Origin of the sequence: Paenibacillus daejeonensis DSM 15491 (assembly GCF_000378385.1) — a bacterium.
In the GTDB taxonomy this organism is placed as follows: Bacteria; Bacillota; Bacilli; order Paenibacillales; family Paenibacillaceae; genus Paenibacillus_D; species Paenibacillus_D daejeonensis.
Map to the genome: position 1 here is coordinate 14963 of NZ_KB899677.1, position 17817 is coordinate 32779.

10 protein-coding genes are annotated in these 17817 nt (G+C 52.6%); 7 read left to right on the forward strand and 3 right to left on the reverse strand.

Going from position 1 to position 17817, the window contains the following annotated elements; all coding sequences use genetic code 11:
* The first annotated feature begins 24 nt into the window (after window positions 1–24).
* The 7 genes from F556_RS0129625 (at window position 25) to F556_RS0129655 (ending at window position 7091) form a co-directional block, all read left to right on the forward strand.
* Window positions 25–1620: a helix-turn-helix domain-containing protein gene (locus F556_RS0129625; RefSeq protein ID WP_020620631.1), complete on the forward strand. Its 1596-nt coding sequence runs from the start codon at window positions 25–27 to the stop codon at window positions 1618–1620.
* A gap of 90 nt (window positions 1621–1710) precedes the next feature.
* Entirely contained in the window at window positions 1711–2673 is a 963-nt protein-coding gene (locus tag F556_RS0129630) for an ABC transporter substrate-binding protein (protein ID WP_020620632.1), read from the forward strand.
* A 123-nt stretch (window positions 2674–2796) separates the two neighbouring features.
* Window positions 2797–3990 (forward strand): stalk domain-containing protein, encoded by a 1194-nt coding sequence (locus F556_RS0129635; RefSeq protein ID WP_020620633.1) that lies wholly within the window; start codon window positions 2797–2799, stop codon window positions 3988–3990.
* Window positions 3991–4107: 117 nt separating this feature from the next.
* Entirely contained in the window at window positions 4108–4641 is a 534-nt protein-coding gene (locus tag F556_RS0129640; protein ID WP_020620634.1) for a hypothetical protein, read from the forward strand.
* 118 nt (window positions 4642–4759) lie between these two features.
* The gene (locus F556_RS36765; protein ID WP_020620635.1) at window positions 4760–5305 is read left to right on the forward strand and encodes a PadR family transcriptional regulator; all 546 of its coding nucleotides are present in this window, start codon (window positions 4760–4762) and stop codon (window positions 5303–5305) included.
* 1 nt (window position 5306) lies between these two features.
* The gene (locus F556_RS0129650; RefSeq protein WP_020620636.1) at window positions 5307–6116 is read left to right on the forward strand and encodes an alpha/beta fold hydrolase; all 810 of its coding nucleotides are present in this window, start codon (window positions 5307–5309) and stop codon (window positions 6114–6116) included.
* A 327-nt stretch (window positions 6117–6443) separates the two neighbouring features.
* The gene (locus F556_RS0129655; protein WP_020620637.1) at window positions 6444–7091 is read left to right on the forward strand and encodes a hypothetical protein; all 648 of its coding nucleotides are present in this window, start codon (window positions 6444–6446) and stop codon (window positions 7089–7091) included.
* Between the two features lie 553 nt (window positions 7092–7644).
* Here the strand turns inward: F556_RS0129655 and F556_RS0129665 are convergent.
* Genes F556_RS0129665 through F556_RS0129675 form a run of 3 tightly spaced genes read right to left on the reverse strand, consistent with a single transcriptional unit; the run spans window position 7645 to window position 17776 of the window.
* Window positions 7645–12576 (reverse strand): GH92 family glycosyl hydrolase, encoded by a 4932-nt coding sequence (locus F556_RS0129665; protein WP_020620639.1) that lies wholly within the window; start codon window positions 12574–12576, stop codon window positions 7645–7647.
* A 27-nt stretch (window positions 12577–12603) separates the two neighbouring features.
* Window positions 12604–14214, reverse strand: a complete 1611-nt coding sequence (locus F556_RS0129670) for an S-layer homology domain-containing protein (RefSeq protein ID WP_157273012.1) — start codon at window positions 14212–14214, stop codon at window positions 12604–12606.
* A gap of 25 nt (window positions 14215–14239) precedes the next feature.
* Complete coding sequence (locus tag F556_RS0129675) at window positions 14240–17776, reverse strand: metallophosphoesterase (protein ID WP_020620641.1); 3537 nt, start codon at window positions 17774–17776, stop codon at window positions 14240–14242.
* Window positions 17777–17817 lie beyond the last annotated feature (41 nt).

The window sequence follows — 17817 nt, forward strand, 5'->3', positions numbered from 1 at the left end:
ACCGCTTCAGGAGGCTTTCGTATCATGGAAGAACACAAGCAACTGGCATCTACAAAACTTCGATTGTTCATCCCCTCCGTACGCAGCATCCGTCTGACTTTCAAGGCCGGTCAATATGTGCAGTGGAGCACCCGCCGCAGATATGTCCTGATTATGATTACACATGGCAGGGCCGAGGCAACCGTGGATAGCAAGACCTATCTGCTCCGGCAGCGTCAGGCCTTCTTGCTGCCACCCGGCACTCCGATTCAAGGCCGAATCACAGATGGCGCTGTAATGACCTGTCATGTGCTTCTCTTTACCTGCCTGCAGGTCGCACGACAATCCGGACTATGGAACGCTCAGCCAGCTAAGCTACCCTTGGCCATGGATACAGACCTCGCCATCCTCACTGGCGACATCATTCATTCATTTGAATCCCATCGCCAGGCAACGCTTGGACAGGAGCTGGCTCTAATGCTGCAGCGCTGGCAGGCAACCGTGAATGAGGTCCCATCTGCTCCGGGTGGCTTGCAGCGAGCGATCGATTATATGGAAAGACATTTTGACCAGCAGCTACAACTGGAGCAGTTGGCTGCTATGGCCGGCTATAGTGTGAATCATTTTTCCAAGCTGTTCAAATCTGCGACTCACCTTACGCCGGCAGCCTACTTAACCGGGCAGAGGATGGAACGGGCCAAGCAGCTTCTTCTCACGCCGCTCTCTATGAAGGAAGTTGCCCGCCAGGTTGGCTACCGGGACGAGCACTATTTTAGCCGCGTGTTCAAGCAGTCCTCGGGCGTCGCCCCCACGCGCTACGTCAAGACCCGCTACCGCCGGGTCGCCGCCCTCTATTATGGCATGGACGACTGTCTTCACACCCTTGGGATAGAGCCTGTAGCCTCTCTCTCCTATGCTAGACGCGTAGTGGAGCCTGAGGGCTTCCCAGTGGTGGAACCGCGCAGCCATACGCTGCCGCTTGATAGTATCGGAATTGATTATGAAGCGCTTCTACGTGCCAAGCCCGAGCTGATAGTCACCAATGAACAGTTGTCTGACGAAGCCGACCGGCTCCGGGAGATTGCTCCACTGGCTATGCTTCAACATTCCTACGACTGCACGGTTACCATCAGGCTTCTCGGTCGGCTGCTGTGCCGGGAGCAGGAATCCGAGCAGTGGCTGGACCAATTCTCCCGTCAGCGCGAGCAGGTCAGGGCACGAATAGCGGAACGTTTGGGCTCCCCAACCGCCTGTTTCGTCCGCGTCTCCAGCAGTGGAATGCGTCTATATGGCCCACGTAGCCAGACTGGGGTGTTGCTCTATGGTGACCTTGGCCTGACACCTCCCGAACCATTAAGTGAACAACTCTGGGCCAGAGAGTTGACCGTGGACGAGCTTGCTGCGATGCGGCCTGCGCATCTGTTCCTCATGACGGATCCAACACGAGAGGCGTTGCAGCTGCTGCGAACGATACAGGACCGCGAGGATTGGCTCACTATGGAGCCGTTCCGCCTGCAACGGCTCTACCCTGCCAGTAATTATCTCTATGCCTTGCTGGGCACCCGTAGCAGGATCGCTGTCATCCAACATGCCTGCATGCAGCTTGGCGTCGACGTGAAGGAGATTCTCCAAGAGAACTGAGGGAGATTCTCCATTGCACCAGCTTGTGTCTCGACTTACTATTATTGATAATGATTTTCATTATTAAATAGTAAAGGGGAAATTTAGTTCATGCGTCAACTTGGTATTGTCTATGTACTCCTCCTAGTCCTCCTGCTCGCGGCATGCGGTGGCGGTCAGTCGGGCAACAATGCTGCTTCACCCGAGGCACCTGCAGACTCGGAGGTGCGAACGATCTCACATATGATGGGTGATACCGAGGTGCCTGCGAAGATTGAGCGTCCCGTCGTTCTCTCCGCTGCTTATGCGGACCATTTGCTGACCATTGGAGAGAAACCCTATGGGATTAACGTTGAAGCCCGTTACGGTGGCGATTATCCGCCGTACCTGGAAGAACAGCTTGCTGGCACAGCCTTGGTAGGCTCCGCCGACGAGCCGAATCTGGAAGCCATACTCGAGCTCGATCCCGATGTTATTTTAATCGAAAGCCGGACGGCCGAGTCGACTTATGACGAGTTGAGCAAAATCGCTCCGACCCTCGTGCTCGGTCACGAATGGCTGGCGTATGAGGACGACCCTACGGCTTGGACGCTGGATTTGTTGAAAATAGCGGAGCTCTATGGTAAAGAAGACCTCGCCCGGGAGAAAATCGAGCAACTTGAGCTCAAAACAGCCGAGGCCCGCCTGACGATCGAAGCATTGGACGACAAACGGATGGCATATCTGCGTGTCCGCGAGAAGACGATTCAGATTTATGCCGCCAAAGGTCATCCGATGAACACATTGCTGTATCATGATTTGGGTTTCGAGCCAGCCTCTTTGACACCTGAGGAGCAGCGGGAAGATCTATCTCTTGAGGTTGTATCTGACCTGGATGCTTCCATCATCTTCCTGGAGGTGGATCCAAACGGTTTGGATAACCTCGCAAGCATGCGGGAGAGCGCCTTGTGGGCGCAAGTGCCTGCTGTTGCTGAAGAAGGCCTATATGAGACCGATTCTTTCTGGCTCTTCAAAGGTTGGGGTGCTATCGGCCGTGAAGCCATCATCGATGACATCTTGTCCTGGTTATCTTAATCTATTTTCCTATGTCAAAAGACCTTGATTTTCCAATTCCACCCTTCCCAAACCATGACTTCTATCCTATAATTAAGCATGGAATGACAAAATTCACCATTGGAAGAGAGTGGAGATCAACAAATGAAACGTGTAACACCGCTAGCCTTGCTGCTTGCCCTTGTGATTCTGTTCAGTGTGGCAGCTCCCCCTCCGGCGGTCGCGGCCAAAACCGAGACCGCCGTTTTTGTGAACGGCGTACGAGTGAAGTATGCGCAAGCCCCCGTTGTCCGTGAAGGCGCAACGCTGGTATCTGCCCGTGAGACGTTAGAAGCGATGGGCCTGGCTTTTAGCTGGGACCAAGCCAACCGTCGCATTCTTGGCATCAGTAAAACTGGCGAGACCACGGTTGCCATTGTGGTCGGCGAGCTGACAGCAACCATTAATGGTATCTCCCTGATGCTGGGTGTACCGGCCCAGGAGGTCAACGGACGCATCATGGTTCCCTTGCGGTTTATCAGCGATAGTCTGGGAGCCACGCTAGCTGTATCCGGCCAGCAGATCAAGCTGACTACCAACCAGCCGAGCAAAGGCGCTTACTACACCGGACTGCCGCTGGAAATCACGAATACGTACGTCCGCAATCGCAGCCAGTTGCCGCTGACAATCGCTTATGAGGAATATGCTTCCAACGATACGCACTTCTACACCTTCACTCGTACACTTCGCGTCGAGCCCGGCCAGAAGGGTGTCTTCAAGCTCTCTTCGCTTATGCCCGGACAGTCCTTCCGGGAGGATTACAGCGACTACATGTTCCTCGGCCGGAATATCGTCAGCGCCGCGAATGACGGCAGTGATCCAGTGCAGAGCAAGAGCTATGCAGCGATCAAGAAACGCCATGATAACGGTACCTATGCGAATCAGCTGGAGGATGCCCTGTACAAGCAATGGGAAAAGCAATGGCAGGCTTACCGCCAGGAGCTGAAGAAGCAACTGGCCGCCAATAACAATGTCCCGCTCCGGGTGCAGAACTCTTATATCAGCTATGGCATCCTGGATCAGCCCGAGGCGAACATTTCCTTTGCCAATCTGACCGAGAAACGCATCGTTGCGTTTGATCTGACCTTCGAGCTGTATGATGCTTATGGCAAACCAGCCAAGGGTAGCTTGACCCAATCCCACCGCTTCGACGGGATGGTCTCCTCAACCAATCATGCTTCTGGCGAATCGTATACGTACACCTGGGATTTGTTCTGGTTCGACCGGGCCTATAGCATCCGTAACGTCCGGATTACACAAGTGGCTTATTCCGACGGAACGACTTGGAAGCGCAAGTAACGAATGAGCTAAGAGGTTCCAATTGATTCCATCGACCGATATAAGCTATAACCCTAACATACTATACTGTTTGTAGACGGTGTGATCTTAGCCGTACCATGGTCATGGGAGGCGAGAATGGACTATATTCGTGATTATGCGATGTATGCGGCCATCTTCGGCTGGTTCAGCTTTTGCTGGTTCGGTTGGGCGCAGGAGAATCCGCGAAAAAGCTGGCGTGTATACCTGGGAATATGTTCGGGATTGGGACTCTTGGTTGGTCTCCTCGGGGTCTATTTGAGTGTAACCAACTGGTCCGCCGCAACTGCCCTTTCTGAAACGGGAGCCTTTCGCAATTATTTAATTTTCTTCTACATTGAAGTGGCGCTGGCGGGCATTGGCGGTATTCTGCTGATCCGATTCAAGCGTACGAATTGGATCGCCCCATGGGTTGCACTCGTGGTGGGCGTTCATTTCATCTGGCTCAAGGATGTCTTCCAGGATGCCTCACTCTATGTGCTGGCCGCTTTGCTGATCGTCATTTCGTTGGCTTCCATCCCATTGTCAAAGCGGCTGGGCGTGGCAAATAGTGCCGTCACGGGAGCTTTGTCGGGCATGACGCTGCTCGCATTCGCTGTCCTGGGCCTGATTCGTTTTTTTGCGGCTTCATAACTTCAATAGAATACTGACTGCTACGCATGAGAGCTTCCCGCGGGAGGCTCTTTTTTTCTTTACATAAATATACCTATTAGGTATATTTAAATAAGGTAAAACTGAGGAGGGTGTAGACATGATTTATGTCATTTTAGGCTTTCTGATGATACGACCTCTAACCCAATATGAGCTGAAACGGGCGCTTGAACGCAAAATATCCCCCTTCTACAGCGCTAGTCTGGGCAGCATTCAATCTGCCCTGCGCAAGCTGGAGGAACTGGGGTGGGTTACAGTAAGTGAGACCCTGGACGGACGGCGCAGAAAAAAGATCTACACCAACACAGATACCGGCAAGCAAACCATGCTAACGTGGATGCTCGAACCTATTCCTCCACAGCGCATGGAGCAGGATGCCGCAACCAAGTTGTTTTTTCTAGGACACTTGGAGCCTCAGCAGTGCCTGACCGTCGTTACGGATATTGTGAGGCAATTGGAGCAGACCATGTCTGACTATGAGACTGCCGCAGCTATTGAATCCAGACGCCAGATTTCGGCAGATGTCGGGTCGATTGCCCGCTACCAGCTGCATACGCTTAAGCTTGGCCTGCTGCACTACCAGGCTATGCTGGACGGATTTCGGCAGGTGCAGCATGAGCTGCAAGCAGAACAGGAGGAACGCTGATATGCAGGCTAGCTTAGAGAGCTCACGTACACTTAACTACCAAGGTGCAAGGATCGCCTATTCTATGCATGGGAGAAGTGAAACTGAACCCCTCTTGCTGCTGCATCCCGCTTTTGCTGACCGGCAGATGTTTCAGGATCAGGTGGATTTCTTCGCGAAAACGCGGCGTGTGATCGCTATCGACATGCCCGGTCACGGTCAGACTCAGGTCCAAGGCAGCCGAGTGGCCATGAAGGATATGCCTGCCATTGTTGAGGCCCTGCTGGATCAGCATGACATCGCAGCGTGTCATCTCGTTGGCGTCTCCATGGGGTCGCTGGTAGCGCAAGCCTTTGCCTATCATCATCCTGCACGTGTACGCAGCCTTTGCATCGTTGGCGGGTATTCGATTCACAAGGAAAACAAACAGGTCTTGCAGGCCCAGCAGAAAGAAATGACGCGCTGGATGCTGCGGGTGGTAATCGGATTCCAACGGTTCAAGGGACAGGTGGCGCGACAGTGTTGCTCTACGCCTCATGCCCAAGAACTGTTCGCTCGTGGTATCGCTGCGTTTCGCAGGCGCTCATTCCTCGCCATGGAAGGCATGCAGCAGTTTTTCGTCCCAGACGCTCGGCCATTACCCTATCCCCTGCTGCTTGTCTATGGCTCGGAGGATCTGCCTGTCATCCAGGATGCCATGCAAGCTCTGCACCGGGCAGAACCCGCTTCACAGCTCGTTGAGTTGGCAGGAGCCGGCCATTGCGCCAACGCAGACAGCCCTGAGGCCTTTAACCGGGAATTGGAGAGGTTTGTAAGTGAATATGAGCAATAGCACTGTTCAGCCTATGAGGCTCAGGATGGAACTTAGGTATCTACTGTGTTAGGGTTCGGGTTAGGAGACACCAGTAGCGTTAGCGGCATTGTCCCACATAACAGCAGTTGTACGAAATGAGCATCCCCGTTCTTCGGGAACCATGGTCAATGTCGAACAGGGTACTGCTTCTGCTCTCCACGTCATTGCCAAACTTAAACTACCGCGGTATAATCAGCCTATATCGGTCGTGAAGCACACGCCGCCTTTTAGCAGCCTCCCCCGTTCAACGAGGGACAGCTGCCATGGGCGGCGTTTTTTTGTACCTTGGGAGGGAGCGTATTTCAGATGAGCAACTTTGACGAGCAATTTGACGCGTGGATGACGAAGATGATTCGAGAAGAGAAAAACCCAAGGCGGCGCGAGCGTTTGGAGAAAGGGCTGGGGCACGGGACGATGACTTTTTTGCGCGATTTGTGGTTTCCCGCGGTTGGCAATTTCGATCATCTCTATCCGGAGTGGGAAGTCCGTGACTTTCATAAGGGGTACCGGTATATCGATCTGGCCTACATCCCTGGCAAAGCCAAGGGAGCCATTGAAATACAAGGCTACGGGCCGCATGCCCGGGACCTGGATGTAAGACGCTTCAAGGATTTGTGCCGCCGCCACTGCTTGTTAGCATTGGATGGTTGGCTGCTGCTGCCGATTGCTTATCCCTCTATGATTGAGGAGCCTGAGGAATGTCGGCATATCATACTTTCCTTTATCGGGCGGTTTGTGGCCCAGTCCGCCACCTCGGAGTTATCTTATGTCGAAGCGGAGACGATCCGACTCGCCCACCGACTGCTTCGTCCCTTCTCTCCACTGGAGCTAGCTGCCCACCTGCGTGTCAGCGACAAACACGCCCGCAAAGTGTTGCGCACCATGACTAGCAAGCAACTGCTTGCCGTTGCCAGTGGTCGGGAGCGGGCTAGGTTTTATCGGTTGCCTCATTAACTTATGGCTTCGGTTGCTAGATGGTTTCGGGAGGATCTGCGAATGCGACTTCACGACGGTCAGCACAAGAAACGGCTTCTATTTTCCGTTATTACGCTGATTTCTAAGCGATTCGCAATATTGCGGAGCATATTTTCCGTTATTTCAGAATTGGAGGGCTGTGATTTAGCTTTTCCTCAGCTATAGCGGAAAATATGCGTCACAAAATCTCTAAATTAAGCGATAATCGATTAATAACGGAATAAATGCGCCATAACATTTGGCGAAGCAGCTAGTTGGCGAGCATGTAGCTTGAATGTGCGGGGTGCGGGGTGCGGGGTGCGGGGTGCGGGGTGCGGGGTGCGGGGGGCGGCGTGCGGGGTGCGGGGTGTGGGGTGTGGGGTGCGGGGTGCGTGTGCGATCTGGGGCTGTGCCAACAAAGGACAGGGTGCGATCTGAGGTCGTATGTTCGACGTAAGTCAGCGTGCGATCTGAGGTCGTTTACCGACGGGGAAACGAGTGTGTGCATCCGCGCACACAAAAGGACCGCCAGTTGGCGGCCCTCCACTTACAGTTACTCTGCAAAGCTGATAAAGTCCAGGTTACCGATGTACAGTAAATTTTGTGTGGTGGAGCCTGTGAATACGACGTGGACTGTTTGCGTCCCGCTCAGCGGCTGCGTTAATGTAGCTTCAACTGTGCGGTAGTCCCCCCAGCCGGTAGTACGCGGCATGGCAACCTCTCCAATTACCGCACCGTCAGGACCGCCCAAGCGGATCTGCGCTTTCACGTCCGTTGGAACGACCTCTGGTCTGGTCGCGTACGAAATGGCAACGCGGGTTTTACCTGTTGCGCCAAAATCAGCATCCGCAAATGTAAACCATGCACCTGTGAAGGTGTTGCCAATATTGGTACGGTAGCCCGAGGTCTCTACCTTCATTGGCTGATTATTAAACGTGTTGTTTTCTTGCGACCTAGCCGCTTGTTCAAATTCCAACCTTACCGGATCCTCCGAAGGCTGTTCCACCGGAGGTTCTTCCGGTGTTTCAGGTGTTTCAGGTACTTCCGGTACTTCCGGTACTTCCGGTACTTCCGGTACTTCCGGTACTTCAGGCGCCTCTACCTTTGTAAAACGTGCGTTGTCGAAGTTGCCGATGTACAAGAACGTGCTATTTGTCGTACCACGAAGGACAAAATATACATCTTGTACGCCTGTGAGTGGCTGCGATAGATCTGCAGTTACCGTGGCATAGTTGCTCCAATTATCACCAGTAGGTGGAGTATTGACTGTTGCCAGAAGCGTACCATTCACGCCGCCCATTCTCACCTCAACCCGTGCATCAGACGCAACTCTTCCCCGGTTTCCCGAATACTCGATAGCTACTTGATTAACGCCTGATTGACCAAAATTCATGTTCTTATAGGCAAGCCATGCGCCGTCAAACATATTGGCGACTTGTCTTCCACTCTTGCCATTCTCCGTTTTAAGCGGATCGTTGTTGCCGGGATTCAGTGCTGTCGACCACTCATCATAACTCTCCAGCTCCAGCATCGCATAATCGGCACGAACCGGAACATGACTCATCGTGAAGCTGTCGAAGTTACCGATGTAGAGCAGATTACTCGTGGTACTTCCTTTCATGACGATATACAGATCTTGCACTCCCGTAATCGTTGTATCTAACATCGCTTCTTGCGTTCTGTACTGTCCCCATCCGCTGCCGGTACGCGGCAATGCGACAGTACCCACCAACGGCCCATCTACACCTCCGATGCGGAATTCGAGAGCAATATCTGCCGGGGCTCGGCCTGTCGGCGAATCATAGACGATTGCCACTTTGTTTTTGCCTTTTTCGCCAAAGTTAATGTCTTTGTAAGCCAACCATGCGCCAGTGAACGTGTTGCCTACAACCGTACCACCGTTATTCGGTTCCGTTTTTAGCGGATTGTTGTTAAAAGTATTCCGTGCATCCGACCAAGTGCTGCGACTCTCAAACTCGATCTTCAACTGTTCCGTCTCCGGCTGTTCTCCCGGCTGGCCTGGAATCCCAGGTTGAACCGGAGCTTCTGGTTCGCCAAATGGTGGAGAGGTAGCACCTGGATCAAAAGAATCGATCGGACGTTCCAGCTTCTCTGGAATCGGCAGAGGCTGCAGCACCGGATTTCCCGGGGCTTGTCCTTCGGTATGCTTTTCAGGCTGCGGAGCTACAGGCGCAGCTAGCCACAGGGAATCATAGATGTTTCCATTAAAGCTTTCAACGAGATAGACATTCACTTCAAAGCGATTGCTATTCACATTGAACAGCTGGGAAACCTCGAAATCACCGTTCTCGACCGGAATTGCACTAGTCATCCAGGCTTCCTCGCCGCCATCCATCAGTTGGAATACGACATAGGGATCCTCTTTATAATCTCCAGTCAAAGTTCCTGAAGCTTTGACTTGCAGTTGTCCAGTGCGTGAAGTTTCAACTTCGAGCTGATATAGTTCCTTCAGCCAATTTTCATAATCCTGAGTAGAAAGCAATGGCAGTCCAGCTGCCTCATTTTTCTCTGCATTGGCTTTGAGTCGTACCTGCACGCTACCTGCGGGATAGTTACCTGTACCCAATGGCTGCGGATTACTGGTTACCTGCCGCCATTGTGTACCACTATCGGTACTGTATTCATACAACTCAGGCGTTGCGTAACCAGGCACATACGACCAGCCATACGTCTTCTTCTCGTTATCTACGACCGGTCCAGTCGGAGCAGCCGGAACAGTAAGCTTTTCAAATGCATAAGTGGGTGGCGCAGCTTCTCGAGATGCACCCCATGCATAGTTCGGCTCAGCGCCCATCTCGAAGACCAAGCTACCGCCAGCCATAATGTCGGCATGATTGATCCACGCCTGGTCGAACGTCTGACCGTTCAAGGTAGCGGACTGGATGAACCGATTAGTACTGGAGACGTTGTTTGCCTTGATCGTGAAGCTCTGGCCGTTATCGAGGTTCAGTTTGACCTCGGAGAAGATCGGAGAGCCGATATTGTAGTATGGATCTCCAGGGTTGCTCGGGAACAGGCCCATCGCACTGAAGACGAACCACGAAGACAGCGCGCCAGCATCATCATCTGCGGATTGCAAGTACCCTTCCGGATCCGCCCGATAGACGCGGGAAATCATTGGGTGCGCATAGAGCCCATGATTATGATATTTCTGCGTAACGACCTCTGTCGTGAATTCACGCGCATAATACTGGGTCAGGTACGGCATACCCACATAATTGAACAGGAACGGTACATGCAAATCCGGTTCATTAATCGCAACATACTCGTCGATGGCAAAGAAATGCTGCAGGTCCTCAGCCATGCCTCGCTGCCCGCCCATTAAATCGGCCATGCCGAGCACGTCATGCGGAGCCGTCCAACGGTAGGTCCAGAGGTTGCCTTGATAAGCGAACCGGTTAACGGTCTTAATGTCCTGCGGATTGACCGGATTGCCGTTAGGTGTGAAGAAGCCGCGCTCCACGCCTGTTTCATCCACTTGGCTTCCGTTCCACAGTTGCTTATAGCTCATAGCGATCTGACGATACTTATTGAACGTTGTCTCATCATCCAACATTTCTGCCAAACGCATGGGATAGTAGGCGCTATAAGCTTTCTCAAGTTTGCCTGATACATTGCCTTCCTCAACAACAAAGTGATCCGTATCGGTAGCCATGCCTTCCATGACAAGGCGCAGCTCCGCGTCGCTGAGCTCCAGTCCCTTGGCGATTGCATCAAGGATCACCGCACCGTTGAACTCATTACGGACTGTAGGACTTGGCCAATAGCCAGCGCCCCATTGCTGATAAGAGCCTCTTGTTTTGTAAACATCAATCATGGATAGAGCCATGTTCTCGAATCGCTGCGGCTCCAGGATAGAGTACAGCGGATACTTCCGGAAGTCATCCCACGTCGACCAGCCGTTGTAATACTCGAAGTTCTCGCCAATCTCCGAGGTATGGCGAATCGTCTCTTCATCGCGGGCTGCTCGGAACTTGCCGTCCGAGCTGGTTACGTTGTTCGGATGCTGCATAGCGTTATACAGCTGCGTATAGAAGATCTTTTTGTTCTCCTCATCCGCATCCGTTACCTCGACCTTGCTCAATGTGTCACTCCAGAGCTGGCGAGTCGCCTGATGCTGCGCATCAAAGTTCCAGCCGTGTCCCTCAACCTCACGCTCAATCTTGGCTTGATCGGTGCTTATGGTGGACAAGCCCACTTGTGCTTGGACCGTTTTGGCAGTAGACGTGTCGAAGTTCAACCAGACGCCGCTGTTTGAACCCGTCCGCTCTGCCACTTGTCCATTGCTGCCACCTGTCCATGAAGTATAAGACTTCACATCCTGGTCAAAAGCGATAGAATAATAAATTTTGTAAAACCCGTGACCGCACACATTGCGCGATTCAATCATACCGGAAATTTCATTTCCGTCCACGCTTAATGTAGCATTATTCATTCCAGCATAAGAGTGCGACAAATCGATGAGCACCGAACCCGTCTCTGCATCCGCAGGGAATGTATATCGGTGATAGCCTACATTGTCGGAAGCCGTTAGCTCAGCCTGTACACCGGAGTTAAATGTGACGCCATAGTAGCCTGCCGATGCTACTTCGCTTGTTTTGTCATAGCCATCTTTGTATACACTGCTGTTAGTCGTAAACGGTTTGGTCGTCGGCATCAACAGGATATTGCCACCCGCACCACTACAGCCAACGCCGCTAAAACGCAAGTGGGAGAAACCCTTAAGTGCCTGATCCTCATAGTAGTACCCACTGAACGCACCGCCATCGCCATCTGGACCAGGCGCTGCAAGGCCGAACGGAGTCCGCGGACCTGGGTTGGTTTGGCCGTTATCACCAAGCGTATTGATAAACGGATCTACGTAATCTACCGGATTCAGATTCGTCCCTGGATAAGCAGGAACTTGTCCTTGCTCGACACCGTAGACTTCAAACTCAGCGATCCGCACGGTATGATTGTTCGCAGCGCCTTTTGTGATATACAGACGCACATACTGCGCATCGAAGGCTGGAACAAAACGGTCTACGATCGTCTGGACATTGTCTTGTACGACATCGACATCGACCCATTGCTCGCCGTCATCACTTTTTTGAAGACGGAAGTTCTTTGTATTCCAGTTGGGACACTGATTGCTCTCAGCCATACAGTTATTCTGAACAACCCATTGGTTGATCGTATACACTTCGCCAAGGTCCAGCATCAGCCATTTGCCTGCTGTGGTGTTCGTAGCGTCACACCACTTGGACTTGGTTTTGCCGTCCACAGCAAATACCGCCCGTTCATTGTTGTTACAAGCACCAGAAGCTAGCACCGACACAGCCTCGGTTGCCAGATTGCGGGTCTGGGCTCCTATGTCTTCTACAGCCACTACCGAAGCCGCGTTTTCCGCCTGCATAGCCATCGGCTGTACCAAGGAAATCAGCAGCACCATGGCGATAGTCAAAGCGATCCATTTCTTTCTCATGACGTCCTCCCGTAATTCCTGATTAAGTTAACCGTTGGTCAAAAGACGCTCGATCATTACAGCCACTTGCGCACGAGTGAGCGATTGCTTCGGCATGAATGCGCCGCCGTCCCCCTCGATCAGACCCATGCTCCATGCTTGCTCAACAAGCGGGGTCGCCCAGGCTGCAATCTCAGCCCTGTCTGTGAATGGCATGGATCCACCAATTACCGTACTTACATCGAAATGCTCAGAAGCGCGAACCAACGCCGCTGCGGCTTCTTCGCGAGTAATCTGATCCTGTGGACGGAACATACCGTTGTAGCCATTAACAATACCCAGCGACTCAGCAGCTGCTACGTGCTCTGTATAGTAACGTCCTGCAGGCACATCTTGGAAGCCATGCTCACCAGATTGTGCGATTGTTTCGTTCTCCCAAGTCATCGCACGCATGATCAGCGTGACGAAGTCGGCACGAGTAATGCTGACACTTGGACGATAATGATCGGCATCGACGCCTGTGATTATTCCCTTAGCCGCAAGAGCCCTCACAGCAGAATTCGCCCAATGGCCGTTCATGTCCGAAAACTGTTTGTTATATTCCAGGAGAGCATAAGTAGAGAAATGATCCGTGACAAAGGACGCTTTGCCACCCGTCAGATCCGCCTTGATATAATCCAACTGCTGACCATTCACATAATAAATGCCTGCCAGCTCCGCTTGCAGCTGACGACGCTGCTCAGCATTCAACTCCAGCACTATGGTAACCGGATGGTTCATCGCGGAGACTACCGAACGTGCGCCTCCTGAAATCCGTTCGATAACGACCGAGAGAACAACACCTGTCGGCTTGTAGTCCGTGCCCGCTGCTTGCTCAACCGCCGCACGAGCTGCACCGTCCCAAGCGGTATTCAGCGTAATCCGGATTTGCTCCTCGGATCCGTTAGACGTCGGCATCGCGCCTGCAGGGAAACGCATCATCAGTCCGCCTGCTTGGAGCACGAGGGATTGCCGGGAAGAAGCAAGCTCACGCCAGGAAGCTGCACTCAGCTCGACTTGAACTGCATTTGTTGCAGCACTAGGCAGTTCGATCGTGACCGTGCCACTGCTTTGGCTAATCGCTTGGGCAAGAGCTTCTGGAGTCACGGTATAAACACCTGTAGCATTCTGCGCTGGTTTAACCGTAGCGCCCGTCACATCTCCATTGTCTGGACCCGGTTCTTGCTCTTGCTCTTCCTCTTCTTCATTCACTGGCGGCACCGTCGGCGGGGTTCCCGGACCTGGTCCGGGGCCGGGGCCTGGGCCGTCGGGTGCGGATACGACACTAAATTTCACACTTGCCTGCTCTGAACCATAGCCCGCAACCGCAGTGTACATGCCGCTTGGAGCCAGCTCCGCACGAGCAGGAATAGCCAACACGGAACTGTAACGGCCCTCTGCAGCAAGTGCAACGTCCAGGAACAATACAGTACTGTCTGGACGAACGACTTTGATAACAACTTCACCTGTAGCACTGGGAATCGTACCCGAGAGCGTAACTTCGCTTCCGCGCTGAACTTGTGCAGCGCTAACTTGCAGACTCATATCCGGCGCTGCAAAAGCGGCCGCCGGGGAAATCAACATGGCGATAACCAGGATCGCTGCTATAAGATGTTTCACCTTGGCATTCCTCACTTTCTTCTCCTTACTTCAGCACTAACGGCTGAGCCAAATGTTTCGGCGTCTCAAGATCGCCATTGAAGCTGTCGAAGACAAACACCTTCACGGAGTAGTCGCCACCACTGTTGGTTTTGAAATACTGGCTCATCTTCAATCGATCTTCCGTCAGCGGAACTGCATTAATCAGCTCGGGCTGCTTGCCATTCATGAGTTGGAAGACGAGATATGCCCCTTCTTCGTAATTCGCTACACGGCTGACATCGATATCAACTTTCAATCTCTTTCCTTCTGTCAGTGATCCGGAGATATGATACGTGTGATGGATCGTTTTTTCGGTGAATGGTTCGTCGGAGGACAATGCCAATCCCGCCTCTCTGCCAAGGTCAGCGTTTGCCTTGACGCGGACTTGCACATGTCCTGCTGCATAGCCCTCATTGCCTACCGGTTGAGGGTTGTTGGTCACGTCAAGCCATGTTTTGCCGCCATCGACGCTGTACTCATAATCATCAGTGCTATCAAAGCCTGGCGTATTAGCCCAAGCAAACGTATTAAAACGATCATTAACCACTCCTTCTGTCGGCGCTGCGATTCGTTTGCGTTCCGGCCGAATGGCAATGCCCTCGGAGTTGTTCCGCTTGTTGACTGCTTTGACTACAAAAGTATAGTCTTCATGATCAAGCAGTCCTCTCAGGGTGTAAGTATACTCCTGCTTGTCGGATTCAACTGGAATATAAACACTCCAGTTTTTATTCCCACTCATCTTGCCGTCTTTCTCGTAAATACGGAAGCCTCGTACATCCTCACTATCCGGTTTGCTCCAAGACATCACCGTATCGCCATCATTGTTAAGCGTGGATGTCAAATCCTCCACCACATCCGGTGCGATATCGTCACGTACGATCGTGTAGGTATCGAACGGCTCGTCTTCGCCGGCATGATACGAATCAATCGTCAGGCTGTCCGCCGTCATGCGGATACCCGAGAATACCTGCTTGCGCGGCTGGCCGAATACTGCACCATAGTAGTTGTTAACGTTGTTGTTGATATCGTAAAATTTGGTACCTGATGCGTTGTTGATCATATAGACTGTGCCATCAGGATTAAGGGCATGGCCTTGCTCGTTGGTCTCAACATCCTTGATTGCTTGATCACGGTACATCTGGTAGGAGCGGACATATGAGTGGTCATGACCTTGCAGCACCATATCAATCCCGAGTTCGTCGAAGACCGGGAACAATTGTGCACGCAGATCATAAATCTCCTGCTCGTCGGAGTGACCCCCGAGCGAATAGATGCCTTTGTGTGCCGCAACGATCTTCCACTTCTTGTCGGTCTGGGCCACTTCCTTGCGCAGCCATTCAATTTGCTCATCAAATGCGCTACGTTGAGCAGCATTCCAGCCCATGTCCATCGTGTTGAGGACCATGATGCGCGCATCGCCGTAATCGAAGGCATACGTCGCACCATCCGGAAGCGGATTTGCAATCTCGCCAAGCGGATAGTTGAAATGATGGAAGAAGCTGTTCTCCCGGATAAAAGGTCCTTCGTGGTTACCCACTGCTGCCTGAATCGGCAGATCCATTAGAATGTCCTGTGGCTGAGCGAAGAAATCCAGCCATTGGCTTTCCCAGTCGCCTCTATCGACCTGGTCGCCTGTCATCATCAGGAATTGGGAGTTCGGGAATTTTGCCATCCCTTCCCGTAGGGTATTGGCCCACACGATGTAATCATTGGTGTTGCCGCCCTGCGAGTCCGTCATGTACAAAAACTCATAATCCGTAACATTCTCGGCTTCCGTCGTGAAGTAGCCTGTCTCACTCCAGTTACCTGCGCTACCAAGACGGTATTGATAATTCGTGCCTGGGGTGAGGCCTTCTACCAACGCTTTATGGCTGATAAACGTGGCATTGCGCGAGTTGTCCAGCTTCGCTGGCAGAATCTTCGATTCGCCTGAGAAGCGTTGGACATCTGCAGAGTCAAAAGATTGACCAACTTCAACAACTTCAACGATGCTATCCATGACATTGGCAGGAGCCCCTGCCGGATTCGTGTAGTTGGTGTACCAGGCAAAACCGCGATTAGTCTTGGCGCTGCCATGCAGCGACATCGCGATCGCAATGGGCTCGTAGCTCACATATTGGGATTGATTGGTGAGCCCGAAGCGGAAGCCTTCAGTCGCATTTCCCCCCATATTAAGGCCACCGCCGCCGTCATAGCTGACCATCAGCGTGTGTCCGGCTTCAATGCCGCGATCCAGTTCCATCAACAACTGCGATGGGTCGTTGGCATCCCGTGCAACCGAGCGTACGGTGTAGGTTTTGTTGCCCGCTTCGACCTTGAAGTGACGAGCCGCATCTTGCGGCAGCTGTCCGAGCTCGCGGGAGAACGTCAGCTCTGCCCGATTCCCTGCAACAAGCAGCTTGCCGCTTACCAATCCGCTGTAATCTGCCGGCTGGTAGAAGACATTGGCTGGTACAATCTGCTTGTCCAGTCCTGGTGCGGACCAGCGCAAGAACAGATTGGAGCCGCCGTTATTTTCGAAGTAATCGATCTTGAAGTTGTATTTTCGACCTGCCTCCAGACGGATTGGTTCACTGGTCTGCTCTTTGTCCCAATCATTGACCCAGAAGTCGATGATCGACGTGTCCATATCTTCGATCCACAGACGGAAGCCGTTATCACCAATCAAATGGAAGGTATAATCAGCTGTCTGCTCTGGCATAATCTGACCGGTAAAACGAATGCTCGCTTCATCGGCACGTCCGGCCATGGCAGCATGGATCGGTTCGAGATTAGGGAAGTTGATATTGGGGTAGATTGCGGTGGATTTCAACTCGTCAAAAGCAAAATTGCCGCTCGCACCTGTATTGGTATAGTGCTCAGCTAATAGCCCGCGGTCTTTGGGCTCGTCGCCCCGCTGTGCTTTCAACTCAAGCGAGAAGAAGAGGTCGGAGCTGGTAGGAGCATTTTGATGCACCTCGGCTGTAATTAAGTTCGTACCTTCACGCAGTTTGGAAGGCTCTATGGTGAAAGGCACCGGGTCGCGCTCGTCCCCAACTACCGTTGCAGGGGTCGTGTGTGTAATCTCGCCTGCCGGCAGATTGGTGCGGAACACTTCCTCGCCGTTCAGATAGATCACCGCGCCGTCATCGCGAATCAATGAACCATTCAATTGCCTGATTTCCTCGACATCCGTCACATCGAACGTTTGACGGAAGTAGACGGTCATCGGCTTGTTATTGGCATTGGTGCCATAGCTGATTGTTGTCTGGATATCTTGTCCTTTGCCAGCGCTGGCATAGCCGAGCGGAGCTTGTCCACTCTTCCAGGCTGCATCATCAAAGGCATCCAGGCGCCAGGCCGTCCTTTGGTTAGAGCCATCCTCCAGATACTTCCATGTGCTATTCTTCTCCACCAGCACACCATCTGCCGCCGCTCGCAGGCCCATATTGGCCGCTACATGCGGCAAAAAGCCCGTCACAACCAGGGTTACAGCCAGAATGACACTGAGCAAAATCCCTGAGATGCGCTGAACTTTTGTCTTGCTTTGAATCGGTATCACAGCATTTTCCTCCTATACCTTTGATTCTATCTTTTTTACAA

Coding starts and splice junctions, on each gene's coding strand:
- F556_RS0129665 (WP_020620639.1), bottom strand. CDS start 12,576: ATGAGAAAGAAATGGATCGCTTTGACTATCGCCATGGTGCTGCTGATT.
- F556_RS0129635 (WP_020620633.1), top strand. CDS start 2,797: ATGAAACGTGTAACACCGCTAGCCTTGCTGCTTGCCCTTGTGATTCTG.
- F556_RS0129640 (WP_020620634.1), top strand. CDS start 4,108: ATGGACTATATTCGTGATTATGCGATGTATGCGGCCATCTTCGGCTGG.
- F556_RS0129625 (WP_020620631.1), top strand. CDS start 25: ATGGAAGAACACAAGCAACTGGCATCTACAAAACTTCGATTGTTCATC.
- F556_RS0129655 (WP_020620637.1), top strand. CDS start 6,444: ATGAGCAACTTTGACGAGCAATTTGACGCGTGGATGACGAAGATGATT.
- F556_RS0129650 (WP_020620636.1), top strand. CDS start 5,307: ATGCAGGCTAGCTTAGAGAGCTCACGTACACTTAACTACCAAGGTGCA.
- F556_RS0129630 (WP_020620632.1), top strand. CDS start 1,711: ATGCGTCAACTTGGTATTGTCTATGTACTCCTCCTAGTCCTCCTGCTC.
- F556_RS36765 (WP_020620635.1), top strand. CDS start 4,760: ATGATTTATGTCATTTTAGGCTTTCTGATGATACGACCTCTAACCCAA.